Origin of the sequence: Pontibacterium sp. (genome assembly GCF_041587635.1) — a bacterium.
Taxonomy (GTDB): Bacteria; Pseudomonadota; Gammaproteobacteria; order Pseudomonadales; family Balneatricaceae; genus Pontibacterium.
On sequence record NZ_JBFGYC010000038.1, the window covers coordinates 1 to 14,847 of the forward strand.

A 14,847-nucleotide genomic window follows, 5' to 3' on the forward strand; every position below is an offset into this window, starting at 1 on the left:
CGAGGGCAACACCCAGAAAAAAGTATTTGCCAAGCGCGGCGGCGCTGACGGAATAGCAGGTAAATGTCCGGACCACTGTGTGTGACTTCCTTATCAGCGGCGCAAGCTGCGGAGTGACGTATCTGCTCAGCAACCTGCTGCAGTGTCGCGATACGAATAGGTCGTGCTTCCCTACTCATCCCGATAACCGCGTACTAACCTGCGAACCATGAACATCACCAGCAGGAGTAAAAACGGTAGCAACATCGTGAGCCCGGTTAGCATCAGCTCCAGCGTTTCACCTTCGTGCAGCAGGTTTTTGAGCGCCAAATCCATCAAGTCATACAGGTAATAGACGACCACCACCACGGACAGGCTTTCCAGCTTAGTTTCCAACCCCATCTTGCGCTTAGAACGCGCGTTAAGGGCTTCAAGTAACGCTTTGTTCTGCTCTTCAATGTGCAGATTCACCTGTGATTGCACCAGTTCTGTCGCCCGGGCAATACGGCGTGATAGCAGCTCAGTACGCGCGGCGGCACTGTCACAGGTACGCTGGGCCGGACGTAGATGACGATCCATAAACTCAGCGATCATCTGCCCACCTTCAATGCGCTGTTCACGCAGCTCCTGGATGCAGCGTTCGACTAACGCAAAATATGCATCACTGGCAGAGAAACGGTTGGCGGTTGCCGCAGAGATCGATTCAACCTTAGCCGCCAGCTCTGTCATCTGGCTGAGTACTTCAGACAGATCATCACCTGATCGCTGAGAGACCTTCGCCAACGTCTGATCCAATACCGTAATTTCAGGCATCAGTTCGCGCGCGGTGGGGAGCGATAACAATGCCATATGACGGTAGGTTTCCAGTTCACACAGACGCTGTAGCAGGCGTCCGGTTTCCGCCGGTTGCAGTTGGATATCCTTCACCAGAATATTCACCCGCTGACGGTCGTTTTCGATACGAAAGTCGGTCGCGACAATGGCAGAACCGTTCATCACCTGCGACACACAGTACTGGGCACTGGCAAAGCGTGTTTTGATCGCACTGTTAATGTCCTGACTACACGTACACTGAGCATCACAGGCATGATCAATATGCTCGGCAGCATCGGCCCGTTCACATTGAATTTCCAGCTCGACCAACAGCGCACCCGGTAACGCGCGGGTTAACTCATCCATGTGGGTAAACGGCGGGCCATTGTTTAGATGGTAGAGCGTTAAGGTATAAAACTCGTTGTGCGGCTCGTAACGAATCGCATACTGCTGGTTGGTCACAAAGAGAAAACCACGGTGCTCTTTGCCAAACACAAAGCCCAGCACGCGAATTGCGGCCAACACCTCCTGCTCGATTACCGCAGCAGAGACACCATCGTAAAGCACTGCAAAGTGCAATAAACGTAAAGGTGCAGTAAATGGCTGAAAGGGGCGGGAGTGGACCTCAGTTAAGAGCTCCTGTCGCTGATGGTAGTTGTACATAGCGCACTCCAAGCGTAAGACATGGACAACGGAATAAAAACGGGGGAACAACGTTCCCCCAAAAGAGTTGGTCGGTGACAACCAAACAACGGAGCAAGAAATTCGTGAGAATTTCTTCAGTACAAGAAAGCACCAGGGTCAATCGGCCAGATCATCACTTCTGAACGATTGGGAGGCAAACCACCAGCGCGCCCCTGATAACACGCTGGCGGGTTCAAGCGTGACTTATGCGACCTGCAAATTTTCGCGGGTAACGTAGTCGAGTGTGTCTTGCAGTGCCAAGCTGAACTTCTCGATAATTTCATCGATCTGCTCAGTGGTCACAATCAGTGGCGGACAGAACGCCAACGATGAACCCGCAACGGCACGGGTAATCATGCCGTGGTTCTGGCACGCCTGCTGTGCGAAGCCGCCAATCGCACCGCCTGCAAATGCTTCACCGGTCTGTTTGTTTGCAACAAATTCGACTGCTGCAATCAGGCCTTCCCCGCGGATCTCTCCCACCAGCGGGTGATCAGCAAACTCGTGCAGACGACGCTGCATGTAGCGACCCATCTCAGCCGCATGGCCAAAGATGTTATCGCGCTCGTAGATCTCCAGCGTTTTCAGTGCAACTGCACAAGACACCGGGTGACCTGAGTAGGTGTAACCATGACCGAACACGCCCACCTGAGCACTCGGCTCGATCATCGCTTCGTACATATCGCCACGAATCACAGACGCACTGATCGGCATGTACGCTGACGACAGCTGTTTCGCCAGCGTCATCATGTCCGGCTTCTGGATGTTCATGGTGGTCGAACCGAAATCGTTACCGGTACGGCCAAAGCCGGTGATTACTTCGTCCGCCCAGAACAGGATGTCGTACTTATTCAGGATCGCCTGAACTTTTTCGTAGTACCCCTTAGGCGGCACGATCACACCGCTGGCACCGGTAATCGGTTCAGCAATGAAGGCCGCGATGGTGTCAGCACCCTCTTTCAGGATCATCTGTTCCAGGTTGTTGGTAATACGGTCAACAAACTGTTCTTCAGTTTCACCCGGCAATGCGCCACGGTAATAATGCGGTGCATCGGTACGCAGGATACCCAGCGCATCGAACGGCAGATCAAAATGAGTGTGATTCGGCACCAGTCCGGTCAGCGATGCAGCCGCCACAGTCACCCCGTGGTAGGCACGCTCACGCGCAATGATCTTAAACTTCTCTGGTTTGCCGATGGCATTGAAGTAGTAACGCAGCATTTTTACGTGGCTGTCGTTCGCATCGCTGCCGGAATTACCGAAGAACACTTTTGCATTCTCAACCGGCACCATCGCATTCAGCTTGTCCGCCAGATCCATACCCACCTGATGGGTTTTGCCACCAAACATATGGGAGTAAGACAGCTGTCCCATCTGTTCGTTAACGGTGTCGATCAGCTCACGGTTGTTGTAACCCAGTGAGGTGCACCACAATCCTGCCAGCGCTTCGATGTATTCTTTACCGCTATTGTCGTAAACGTATACACCGTCACCGCGTTCCAAAGTCAGAGACTCAGTCGCTTTCAGGTTGGTAGTTGGATAGATAATTCCGCTCATTTTGTTCACCGCTTCGCCTTACAGGCCGCCCATGCAGATATATTTTGTTTCCAGGTAATCATCCAGACCGTACTTAGAACCTTCTCGGCCCTGTCCGGATTCTTTTACCCCACCAAACGGAATCACTTCAGAACTGATCGCCGTTTCGTTCACACCCACCATGCCGTAGTCGACACCTTCAGAGACACGCCATACGCGACCCAGATCGTTGGTGTAGATGTATGACGCCAGACCAAACTCGGTGTCGTTCGCCATTGAGATCGCTTCAGCTTCACTGCTGAACTTGAAGATGGGTGCAACCGGACCAAAAATCTCTTCTTTAAACAGACGCATCTCGTCGGTCACGTTGGTCAGTACAGTTGGCTCGTAGAAGTGGGAGCCTTTGTCGCTCACACGTCCACCGGTCACAACCGTTGCACCTTCCGCCACGGCGGATTCAACTTTTGCGTGAATATCGGCAACGGCTTTTTCAGTGATCACCGGACCGTGAGTGGTGCTGTCGTCCAGACCGTTACCGATACGGAACTCGTTCACAGCTGCGGTGAATTTCTCTACGAATGCGTCGTAAATACCGTCCTGCACCAGAATACGGTTGGCACAGATACAGGTCTGACCGGAGTTTCGGTATTTAGAAACCAGCGCACCGGCAACCGCTTTATCCAGATCCGCATCATCAAATATGATCACCGGTGCGTTACCGCCCAGCTCCATAGAGGTACGTTTGACGGTATCCGCACACTGCTTCATCAGCAGCTTGCCAACACCGGTTGATCCGGTGAATGTCACTTTCTTCACGGTGGTGTTAGAGGTCATCTCACCGCCGACCGCCGGTGCATCGGCACTGGTCAGGACACTGAACAAACCTGCTGGCAGACCGGCGCGTTCGCCCAGCTCAGCCAGTGCCAGCGCAGACAATGGCGTTTCTGCTGCAGGCTTCAATACAATTGCACAACCCACCGCCAATGCTGGCGCGACTTTGCGGGTGATCATCGCGTTCGGGAAGTTCCACGGCGTGATGGCCGCCACAACACCCACCGGCTGTTTAATCACAATGCTGCGACGATCAGCGGTTGAAGGCAGTACATCGCCGTATACACGTTTGCCTTCTTCAGCAAACCACTTCAGGAAAGAAGCGCCGTAGCCCACTTCACCGCGGGATTCGAACAGAGGCTTACCCTGCTCAGCGGTCATCAGTACCGCCAGATCTTCCTGACTTTCCAGCATCAGGTTGTACCAGCGCTCCAGAATATCGGAGCGGGATTTCGCTGGCAGTGCCTGCCACGCGACCATCGCTTTTTCTGCCGCTTCAATTGCGCGTTTGGTCTCTGCTGCGCCAACGCTTGCAACGGTTGCCAGCAACTCACCGGTTGCCGGGTTATGTACGTCAAAGGTTGCACCGTTGTCACCGGCAACCCATTGTCCATCGATATATGCCTGAGTTTTCAACAGGCCGCTGTCTTTCAACTGAATGCTCATTTTTAGTTATCTCTTTTGTCGTATGAGGTGCCACCACGCCCAGTGGCACCCAATCGGGTAAAGGTCAGCGTTGAGTAATTTATAAACCTGACTACCTTTTGTTAATATAATTATTTGAATGGAATTACATTTACATATACAAATGTAACAACGATTTATCCAATCTTTCATCGACCTTAAGGGGGAGAAAACAATGGGGCGTAAGAAAGCAGCCATCTCCGGACAGCTCGCCGATGTGGACCTGCGCCTGCTGCGCGTATTTCGTTCTGTTGTCGAAGCCGGAGGTTTTTCAGCGGCCGAGATTCAGCTCAATCTGGCCAACTCCACCATCTCTAACTACATCGCCGATCTGGAAAAACGGCTGGACATGCGTTTGTGTGAACGTGGTCGGGCGGGATTCAGTGTGACCCATCAGGGACAAGCGGTGTATGACGCCACACTAGAACTGCTCAGCGCGGTGGATCAGTTTCGCAATCGGGTTAACCAATCCCATAATCGTATCTTCGGCCAGCTGCATATTGGTTTTGCCGAACATATGCTTGGCGCTCACAACTCCTCGATTGTCACTGCACTGAACCGGTTTGCCGACAAAGCCCCCGATGTGCGCGTACAGATCACCACCATGTCATCGGATGATGTCACCACCGCTGTGCTGGAGAAGCAGGTGGACATCGGCATTACCGTGTTGCCGCATGCTTTCCCTGAGCTGGACACACTGGCGCTATTTGAAGAGCAGATGCAGCTTTACTGTGGGGCCGGACACCCGCTGTTCGACCGCACCCGGCTGGTCACGAAAGAAGAACTGCTGGAACATAAGTTTGTTGAATCCCCCCGCCTGATGCCAGGCCGCGAGATCCACCCAGATATGCGTCATTGGAATAAACAAGCTAAAGCCCATCACCAGGAAGCCCGCGCAACACTGATCCTCAGCGGCCACTATCTGGGCTTTTTACCCACTCATGTCGTCCAGAACTGGGGGCTGGACAAAGACGTTCGCCCGCTCATGCCCGATGAATATGGCTACAGCAACACCTTTGCCGCCGTCTGGCGAAAGAAACACGCCAATGAAGTGATTATTAATGCCTTTACCCAGTGTTTGCAGGAAAGTTTACTGGTGAACCTTAGTAGGAAGATGTAGAAGGCAGATATAGAAGGAAAGGCAGACAACGTTCAAAAATATACCCTACTGGGTATATCGCGCTCACAACGGTGAGACGTATCTTTTATAGGACAGGAGATAGGCTGGCGGTCCCCACCAGCGCTGTCGCTACGAACAAGACAACCGACCCCATATGTCGGTTCGTATAATAATGAGAACGATTATGTCTGCACCTTCACACACAACCTCTTATTACGCAGCGTCTGCGAACGACAAAAACCTGCGCCCAGCGCTGCAGGGTCAGGTCGAAGCTGATATTTGCGTTATCGGCGCGGGTTACACCGGCCTTTCCACCGCGCTTCATCTGGCAGAAAGTGGTTTTAACGTCGTCGTGCTGGAAGCGACCCGCATCGGCTTTGGCGCATCTGGCCGCAACGGTGGTCAGATCGTGCACAGCTACAGCCGTGATATTGATTTCATCGAAAAACACTACGGCGATAAAGCAGGCGCTGAAATGGGAAAAATGGCCTTCGAAGGCGGTAAGATCATCCGACGCTTCGTAGACCAGTACAATATTCAGTGTGATCTAAAAGACGGTGGCATCTTCGCAGCCTGCAACGGCAAGCAGATGCGCGAACTGGAAAGCAAGAAAGCATTGTGGGAGGCCCACGGCCACAACAATCTGGAGCTGCTCGATGATACTGATATCCAGAAATACGTGGGCACTACGCGTTATAAAGGTGCACTGCTAGACAAGTCGGGCGGTCACTTTCATCCACTGAATCTGGTACTGGGTGAAGCCGCCGCATTGGAATCGCTGGGCGGCGTTATCTATGAAGACTCTCCGGTCATCCGCGTGGATGAAGGCGATAAAGCGAAAGTACACACCGAAAATGGCTCTGTCAGCGCAAACTTTGTGGTTGTCGCCGGTAATGCCTATCTCGGCGGTCTGATCCCAAAACTGCAGGCGAAAGCGATGCCGTGTGGTACGCAGGTGATCACCACTGAACCGCTGAGCGAAGCACAGCAAAAAGCACTGTTGCCTAATGGCCAATGTGTTGAAGATTGTAACTACCTGCTGGATTACTTCCGCCTGTCGGGCGACGGCCGTCTGATTTACGGCGGCGGCGTGACTTACGGTGCGCGTGAACCAGATAAGATCGAATCTCTGATCGTACCGAAGATGCTGAAAACGTTCCCGGAACTAAAAGGCGTGAAGATCGACTACGCATGGACCGGTAACTTCCTGCTGACCTTGATGCGTTTGCCGCAGTTCGGGCGTGTGAGCAACAACATCTACTACGCACAGGGATACAGCGGCCACGGCGTGACCTGCTCCCATCTGGCAGGTAAAGTGCTGTCCGATGCGATTCAGGGACAGGCTGAGCGTTACGATGTATTTGCCGGTCTGCCGCAATACCCTTTCCCGGGTGGTCGAACCTTCCGTATCCCATACACTGCGATGGGTGCATGGTACTACACCCTGCGTGACAAACTGGGCATCTGAACCGGGATGTTCTGACCCCGCCTTTGTCACACCGCCCGGCGTGAGGCCCATCGCACGCCGGACCGGACTTAAAAATAAATCGACATAAAAACTATAAGTTAAGGTCTATTCATGAGTACGAATGTTGCAGAACCAAACACTGCACAGCTGACGAATGTTCAGCAAGGCATCAATCAACCAACCCGGTGGTTGCTGTTTTTCGCCGCAATCATGGCTGGTTTCGCCTATCTGTCTACCCAACACGTAGACGGCGAATCCTATGGTTTTTACAGCCTGCTGCCTGCCCTGCTGATCCTCGTCGTTGCAGTGATCACCAAAAAGCCTCTGGAATCGATCTTCTCCGGCATCATCGCCGGTCTGCTACTGCTTGATCCCACCAATATCGTGACGGGTCTGGGCGACATCTCCATGAGCGTGGTGATGGACGAAACCATCGCCTGGATCGTACTGGTGTGCGGCATGATGGGCGGTCTGATCAACATGCTGGAACGTGGTGGCAGTGTGCTGAGTTTCGGTGAACTGCTGGCCCGTCGCATCAAAACCAAACGCGGCACCATGCTGACCACCTGCTTTCTGGGTGTAATGGTTTTCATCGATGATTACCTGAACTCTCTGGCCGTCTCCGCGTCCATGAAGAACCTGACCGACCGCTACAAAATTTCCCGCGAGAAGCTGTCCTTTCTGGTCGACTCCACCGCAGCACCAGTCTGCATTCTGGTGCCAGTATCCACGTGGGCGGTTTACTTCGCAGCGCTGCTGGAAGAGAACGGCGCAACCGGTGAAGGTCAGGGTATGTCCCTGTACATCGAAGCGATCCCTTACATGGCGTATGGCTGGATTGCTCTGATGGTCGTGTTCCTCGTTGCCGCAGGTATTCTGGGTGACTTTGGTGCGATGAAACATGCCGAAAAACGTGCACAGGCAGGCCAGCCAATTCCTCCGGGCACGGTACAGGACGGCTTTGACCTGTCCGGTATGAAGAAGACCTCTCCGCTGGTCGGCCTGATGAACTTCCTGCTGCCGATGGCCGTATTGGTTGCGGCAAGCGTGTACTACGAGATCGATCTGTTACTGGGCGCACTGGTCGCATCTATGTTCACCATGGTGCTGTACTTCTGGCAGAGCCTGCTGAACTTTGGTCAGCTGGTTGATTCCATGCTAGACGGTTTCAAAGTGATGTTGCATCCCATCGCGGTGGTATGTGCTGGCTTCATGCTGAAGGACGTCAATGATCAGCTGGGTATGACCCCGTATATCATCGACTCCCTGACACCTTACCTGTCAAAAGAGCTGTTACCGGCATTGGTATTTGCAGCCATGGCAGCCGTCGTGTTTGCTACCGGCTCCAGCTGGGGTGTATTCGTTGTCTCCCTGCCGATTGTTATTCCGATGGCACTGGCGCTGGATATGTCTATGCCGTTGACCGTCGGCGCGCTGCTGTCTGCGTCTGCCTTTGGTAGCCATGCCTGCTTCTTCAGTGACTCCACCGTGCTGTCTGCGCAAGGCTCCGGCTGTACTCCAATGCAGCACGCACTGACGCAGATCCCATATGCACTGATCGGTGCGGCATTCACGTTTGTCACACTGATCTTCATGGGCTTCGCTATGGCGTAACGTCCCCCCAATCAGCGCGGCAACGCCGCCGCTCAAACGCCTCCAATGTTCCTGGTGCCCCCAAGCATCAACAACATTGGGGGCGTTTTTATTTTTAACCGGCCCATCGAGACTCACAATGACAATAAAATCCCCTCGTACTGCGCTCATTCTGCTGTTACTTGTCAGTTTTTTCTGGGGTGCAGAGTTTGTTCTAATCGATCTCTCGGTCGAGGTTTTACCCACCCATACTTTTAATGCATTGCGCTTTGCCATCGCCGCCCTATCTCTGCTCCCCCTGCTCTATTTTGCCCGTGAAAGGATCGAAAAAGGGATGATGCCAAAGCTACTGGGTGCCGGACTGCTATTAGGTTTTTTACTGTTTATCGCGTTCTATACACAGACCGAAGGCTTGCGCTACACCAGTGTATCTAACGCCGGATTTATTACCGGGCTAAACGTTCCGCTGGTGCCGGTACTGGCATTCCTGCTGTTTCGACAGCACGCCCGAGCGAATGTATGGGTTGGCGTCATCACGGCGACCGCAGGGCTCTACTTGCTCACCATGAGCGATACGCTGGCGCTGAACGAGGGGGATATTCTGGTGCTGATATGCGCCTTCTGTTTTGCGGTCCACATTATCCTGACGGGGCGTTTTGTCAGCACTCTTCCCGTCACACTGCTCAGCATTATTCAGCTGACCGCCGTCATGATATACAGCACCGCTGCCGCATGGCTGAGTCCTGACCCTGCGTTCTACTACCCGGAAGCCGCCCCGGCTAGCTGGCAGGAACAGCTATCATCCCCCCTCATCATTGTATCGATTCTGGTCGCCGCGATATTCGGCACCGCCTATGCGTTCTGGGCCCAATCCGCCTGCCAGATGATCATAGAACCGCATAAAGTCGCACTAGTCTTCGCCACCGAACCGGTGTTTGCTCATGTCGCCGCATGGCTGTTTCTGGGAGAGCACCTGGGGACACAAGGCATGATGGGGGCAGGCTTAATTATCGCCGCGATGCTGATATCCGAGCTTGGGGATCGAAAACATCCACCGAAAATGGAGCCGCTGGATCACACCGCAGTGGCAGAATAACGCAGTTGTTTAAACGAGGGCCGGGACAGGTGTAGTAACCTCTATCCCAAGCCCTTGGCAGGTAATTTTGAAACGGGCAATCAGACAGTAACCGCGTGTTGAGTCTGGGTATTGAGCCGACTGCAGATCGCATCCAGATCGGTAATCTCACGACTCATTTCGCGGGTCATATTGATCAGGAAGATCACAAAGTCGGCGGGAAAGCGGTCACACACCTGATGAAATAATTCACAGGAGATCTCCAGTACGGTGGTATGTTGCTCAACAACTCCCATCCCGACACGGTTCTGTAATCCGATCATGCCCGAGAAACCGATCTGTTCGCCGCTTTTAAAACTTCGAATATAGACCTGCGCATCACCGTCACAACGGTAGTACGCCACACGCCCACTGAGCAGAATGTAGAACTGATCAGATCGTTCCCCCCGCTCAAATAAAACCGTGTCGGGGCTACAATCCAACACCTTCCCCTGCGAGAACAGAAAGTCGACGCTGTCACGACTTAACGCTCCAAACATCGACAGTTCCCGGCAGGTTTCATGGGGATAGCGGTTGAACACTTGCGAATCGGATAGTTGTAACATGGCATTTCACCTCAACAATTACCCTCATTTAACGCCTGTTCAACCATTATTCACATACCCCCGAGGGTATAGGAAACGATTTGAGATCACGGCTACATCGCAGTGATTCAACTCTCTTCGTAAATGGCGTAGAACTTCTGCGCTTCCCCCACTGTTTCCCACGTCCCCTGATAACCCGCGGGGATCACGAAGGCATCGCCTGAGTTGATCTCCTCTGATACTCCCGCGGCATCGGTAAGAATTGCCTTACCTTTGATCAGGTAACAAAACTCGTCCTCGGTGTAATTCAGGGTCCACTGACCTTCAGTGGATGACCAAACCCCACAGAAAAAGTTTTCTTTGCTGTTGGTGAACAGATTATTGATCACCTCTTGGGGCGTACCCGCAAGAACGCGGTCAGCGCTGATAGGCGTCGCCTGGCTAGCATCGTAAGAAGGAGTAATACGTAATAGTTGTTGCGTCATCTGTGCAAACCTCAAAATTTTAAACGATAGAACGATGCACCGGGAGATCGGCGCATCAGAATTTGAGGCGGCTTTTTGTACGGAGAGATAAAGAGGTGATCAGCTGCCGGGCTGGCTCTGAGACTGTTCCAGGTGCTGTTGCAGCAACGTACAGAGCATGAACTTCAGATCAGCCAGCGTACGCTTGGCCCGTTCGCCACGCTGGTGGACCACCACCAGAAACACACTGTGGCTGGTTTCCAGATAGAGTCGTCCCAGACGCTCACGCTCTTTCAAGTGCCGGTTAATACCCATGCGTTTGAAGATCGCGGCCATTCGGGAGATCACCAGATCATCATGCTGTGCATCCAGCTCACGCAACGCCGGTACAGAGAACATCGCCTGCACCAGCGTCAGTACCGCCTTCTGCTTCTTATACACCTTGAGGTTCTTGGCCAGCATCTGTTCCACCAGCTGATCCAGCGGCATCTCTTCGATCGGCCAAGCTGCAATCTCTGTCAGGACCTTGTCAATCTCTTCCAGCCAGCGCAGTCCCATGGCATACAAAATCGCGTGCTTGTTGGGGAAATAGTGGTACAACGAACCCACCGAAATCCCAACCTCTTTAGCGATCAGAATGGTATTCAGATCATCAAAACCGACACGCTCCAGCAGCTCACTGGTGACGTCTATTATCTCTTTCGAACGCTTCTTAGAACGACCCTGGACAGGCGCATTGCGCGGCTTCAAATCCTGCGATTTAGCCTGAGTTGGCAGGGGTTTATCACCGTTGGGCAAAGGCTTTGTGTCCATCTTGTCGCTCACTAACACGTGTCCAGAAATCTAAAGATCCGCATTATAGAGTAAAAGCCACCTTAAATCTGACTGTTTAAACCGTCAGAAAAACCGGTCTCGCATGGAGTAATAAAGCATGCCAGCCACCAGCCCAGGCCAGCGCAGCAGCGTGCCGCCGGGGAAACTGGGCGTAGGCACCTTGGCAAACACATCAAACTTCTCAGCCGAACCGGAAATCGCATCGGCCATCAGTTTTCCGCCCAGGGTCGCCAGTGCGACGCCATGGCCGGAGTATCCCTGCGCCACAAACAGATTGTCCTCCACCCGATCAAAATAGGGCATGCGATTGAGTGTGATCGCCAACGTGCCACCCCAACCGTAATCGATACGCAGATCTTTCAGCTCGGGATAAAATTCCAGCATGTACTGGCGTACAAAGGTGCCAATATCGCGGGGGAATTTGGTGCTGTAGTTTTCACCGCCCCCCCACAACAGGCGGTTATCACCGGACAGCTTGAAGTAATTGATCACGAATTTAGAATCCGCCACCGCCACATCGTCACGATTGATTCGGCGACAGAGCGATTCACTCAAGGGTTCGGTCGCCAGAATGAAGTTATTGATCGGCATGATCTTACCGGCGATACGTGGCTCCAGTTTGCCCAGATAGCCATTACACGCCAGCATAATGTACTTGGCGTTAACCACACCATGGGGGGTTTCCACCTGTGCATCGGTTCCCGCCCGGTAGTTAGTCACACGACTGCTTTCAAAGATCTGAACCCCCGCTTTTTCAGCCGCTGCCGCCAGACCCAATGCGTAGTTCAGGGGATGCAGATGCACGGCCTGGGTCCAGTATTCTCCGGCGTGATAGCGCTCGGTACCCAGCATATCGCTCACTTCATCGCGCTCGATGTAACGAATGGCGTCGTAGCCCAGCACCTCTTGCTTGTAGGCGACGGTCTTTTTCATCTCATCACAGTGACCGGCTTTGGCCGCCACATGCAGGACACCCTGCTTAAGGTCACACTGGATGTTGTGTTTGTGGATCAGCTCTTTCACCAGATCAACCGATTCCAACGACATATCCCACAGCGCATCCGCTGCCTGTCGGCCTACTTTGGCGATCAGATCCTCGTGCCCCATATTGTGGCCCTGACATACCTGGCCACCATTGCGACCCGATGCACCCCAGCCGACCCGCTCTGCTTCAAGCAGCGCGACGGAATAGCCCTTTTCTGCCAGATGCAGTGCTGCGGACATACCGGTAAAACCCGCACCGATCACACAGACATCGGCACTGATCTCACCTTTCAGCTCCGGGTAATCATTTTTATTGTTTGCTGAGTCTACATAGTAGGAAGACTCATACCCCTTTAAGCTCATAACTTCATCTCCAGCCAGGTAAAAGGCCTCGTAAATACAGGATTTTTCCAAACCCAAGCTACAAAAACCTAAACACAGCCACACAACAAACCGAATAATACTTCTAATAAATATAGCTCGCAAGCTGCGCTTTATGATGAGTTTTTGAATTTTTGTGTTGATTCTGAGAATTCATTGAAATAACCTAAAAACCGAATGATGATTCGAGTTAACTTTTGCCACACAACAAAATAAGCCGAATCATTATTCGAATTAATATTGTCGCCGTGCCGCGATACCCAGGTAACACTCTACCGCTGAACAGATCAGCTAGAGTTAACGGTAGATGGGTAGGCCGCGCTGAGCCGGATAACAAAAGATACTAGAAATATAAAAAGGTGATTTATGGAAGCCGTTACCAGGTTTCTCAAAGAGAACGCCATCACAGAAGTTGAGTCGACATTCCCTGACATGACAGGCAATGCCCGAGGTAAGTTTTACCCAACCAACAAGTTCATCGATGAACAAGGCGGTAAAATTCCAGAAACCCTGCTGGTGCAGACGGTGAACGGGGAATGGGCCAACAATCACTACGACATCGTTGATCCCACCGACAAAGATATGGTGCTGGTACCTGATCCCGACACCCTGCGCCATGTTCCTTGGGCGGATGAACCCACGGCGCAGGTGATCAACGACTGCTATACCCGTGACGGTAACCTACACCCGCTCGCCAGTCGCTCTGTTTTACGGCGTGTATTAGCGCTGTATGAAAAAGAGGGGCTGACACCCGTCATTGCACCGGAAGTCGAATTCTATCTGGTCCAAAAAAATCTCGACCCGGACTACGAACTCAAACCGGCTACCGGTCGTTCCGGTCGCCGCGAAACCGCACGCCAGTCATACAGTATTGATGCGGTAAACGAGTTCAATCCGGTGATCGATACACTCTACAACTACTGCGACGCGCAAGGTCTGGATGTCGACACGCTGATTCACGAATCCGGTGCCGCCCAGATGGAGATCAACTTCCTGCACGGAGATGCGCTCAAACTCGCCGACCAGGTCTTTGTCTTTAAGCGCACCTTGCGTGAAACCGCTCTGAAACACGATATGTACGCGACCTTTATGGCCAAGCCGATGCAGCACGAACCCGGCAGCTCCATGCATATCCACCAGAGTCTGATCGACATCAAGACCGGCAAGAATATCTTTGCCGGAGAGAAAGAAGGCGAGTTTTCAGATGCGTTTTATCACTACATGGGCGGACTGCAAAAATTCACCCAGCACGCGATCTCTTTCTACGCCCCTAACGTGAACTCGTATCGCCGCTTTACACCGGAGATGTCTGCCCCGGTGAACTTTGAATGGGGCATCGACAACCGCACCGCTGGGTTACGCGCACCCGATGCACCGCTCGCCGCCAGCCGCATCGAGAACCGATTTGCAGGGGCTGATTGCAACCCGTATCTGGCGATTGCGGCCAGTCTTGCCTGCGGTTATCTCGGCCTAAAAGCCCAATTGCAGCCGGGCCAACCCAATCAGGGACTGGCAGCAGACGAAGGTGATCCTGTAGAGGTCGCCCGTTCGCTGGAAGAAGCCCTGCGCCTGCTTGAAGACTGCCCCGAGCTGCAAGAGATCTTGGGTGAAAAGTTTGTAGAAGCATACGTGGGTGTTAAACGTGCCGAGTTTGAAACCTTTCATCAGGTCATCAGCTCCTGGGAGCGTGAATTCCTGCTGATGACCGTTTAACCGTTTTAAGCCGTCACCGTATTCAATCCAGCCAGATGAATACGGTGACTGACTGAATTTCGAATACTTGAATCCGATGCGAGGCAAAAAATAATGAAAACAGC

At 52.8% G+C, this 14,847-nt stretch carries 12 protein-coding genes; 5 read left to right on the top strand and 7 right to left on the bottom strand.

Annotation, left to right across the window (positions count from 1 at the left end; translation table 11 throughout):
• Nucleotides 1-171: 171 nt before the first annotated feature.
• The 3 genes from ABYW01_RS03870 to ABYW01_RS03880 all read right to left on the bottom strand — a co-directional run bounded on the left by ABYW01_RS03870 (nucleotide 172) and on the right by ABYW01_RS03880 (nucleotide 4,509).
• Nucleotides 172-1,455 carry a DUF3422 domain-containing protein gene (locus tag ABYW01_RS03870; protein WP_372831213.1) on the bottom strand — a complete coding sequence of 428 codons (1,284 nt, stop codon included), beginning with the start codon at nucleotides 1,453-1,455 and terminating at the stop codon, nucleotides 172-174.
• A 225-nt stretch (nucleotides 1,456-1,680) separates the two neighbouring features.
• Nucleotides 1,681-3,033 carry an aminotransferase gene (locus ABYW01_RS03875; protein ID WP_372831214.1) on the bottom strand — a complete coding sequence of 451 codons (1,353 nt, stop codon included), beginning with the start codon at nucleotides 3,031-3,033 and terminating at the stop codon, nucleotides 1,681-1,683.
• A gap of 18 nt (nucleotides 3,034-3,051) precedes the next feature.
• Nucleotides 3,052-4,509 (bottom strand): NAD-dependent succinate-semialdehyde dehydrogenase, encoded by a 1,458-nt coding sequence (locus ABYW01_RS03880; RefSeq protein WP_372831215.1) that lies wholly within the window; start codon nucleotides 4,507-4,509, stop codon nucleotides 3,052-3,054.
• A 193-nt stretch (nucleotides 4,510-4,702) separates the two neighbouring features.
• Here ABYW01_RS03880 and ABYW01_RS03885 point away from each other — a divergent pair, with 193 nt between their 5' ends.
• The 4 genes from ABYW01_RS03885 to ABYW01_RS03900 all read left to right on the top strand — a co-directional run bounded on the left by ABYW01_RS03885 (nucleotide 4,703) and on the right by ABYW01_RS03900 (nucleotide 9,804).
• A complete protein-coding gene (locus tag ABYW01_RS03885; protein WP_372831216.1) occupies nucleotides 4,703-5,647 on the top strand; it encodes a LysR family transcriptional regulator in 945 nt (314 codons plus the stop codon).
• 184 nt (nucleotides 5,648-5,831) lie between these two features.
• Nucleotides 5,832-7,115 (top strand): NAD(P)/FAD-dependent oxidoreductase, encoded by a 1,284-nt coding sequence (locus ABYW01_RS03890; protein WP_372831217.1) that lies wholly within the window; start codon nucleotides 5,832-5,834, stop codon nucleotides 7,113-7,115.
• A 111-nt stretch (nucleotides 7,116-7,226) separates the two neighbouring features.
• Nucleotides 7,227-8,729, top strand: coding sequence for a Na+/H+ antiporter NhaC family protein (locus ABYW01_RS03895; RefSeq protein WP_372831218.1), 1,503 nt, complete (start codon nucleotides 7,227-7,229; stop codon nucleotides 8,727-8,729).
• Between the two features lie 118 nt (nucleotides 8,730-8,847).
• Complete coding sequence (locus ABYW01_RS03900) at nucleotides 8,848-9,804, top strand: DMT family transporter (protein ID WP_372831219.1); 957 nt, start codon at nucleotides 8,848-8,850, stop codon at nucleotides 9,802-9,804.
• 80 nt (nucleotides 9,805-9,884) lie between these two features.
• Here ABYW01_RS03900 and ABYW01_RS03905 read toward each other — a convergent pair whose 3' ends face one another.
• The 4 genes from ABYW01_RS03905 to ABYW01_RS03920 all read right to left on the bottom strand — a co-directional run bounded on the left by ABYW01_RS03905 (nucleotide 9,885) and on the right by ABYW01_RS03920 (nucleotide 13,012).
• Entirely contained in the window at nucleotides 9,885-10,388 is a 504-nt protein-coding gene (locus ABYW01_RS03905; protein ID WP_372831220.1) for a Crp/Fnr family transcriptional regulator, read from the bottom strand.
• 107 nt (nucleotides 10,389-10,495) lie between these two features.
• Nucleotides 10,496-10,852, bottom strand: a complete 357-nt coding sequence (locus tag ABYW01_RS03910; protein ID WP_372831221.1) for a cupin domain-containing protein — start codon at nucleotides 10,850-10,852, stop codon at nucleotides 10,496-10,498.
• 99 nt (nucleotides 10,853-10,951) lie between these two features.
• A complete protein-coding gene (locus tag ABYW01_RS03915) occupies nucleotides 10,952-11,656 on the bottom strand; it encodes a TetR/AcrR family transcriptional regulator (protein WP_372831222.1) in 705 nt (234 codons plus the stop codon).
• A gap of 72 nt (nucleotides 11,657-11,728) precedes the next feature.
• Nucleotides 11,729-13,012: an NAD(P)/FAD-dependent oxidoreductase gene (locus ABYW01_RS03920; RefSeq protein ID WP_372831223.1), complete on the bottom strand. Its 1,284-nt coding sequence runs from the start codon at nucleotides 13,010-13,012 to the stop codon at nucleotides 11,729-11,731.
• Nucleotides 13,013-13,396: 384 nt separating this feature from the next.
• Here ABYW01_RS03920 and ABYW01_RS03925 point away from each other — a divergent pair, with 384 nt between their 5' ends.
• Nucleotides 13,397-14,743 (top strand): glutamine synthetase family protein, encoded by a 1,347-nt coding sequence (locus tag ABYW01_RS03925; RefSeq protein WP_372831224.1) that lies wholly within the window; start codon nucleotides 13,397-13,399, stop codon nucleotides 14,741-14,743.
• Nucleotides 14,744-14,847: the final 104 nt, after the last annotated feature.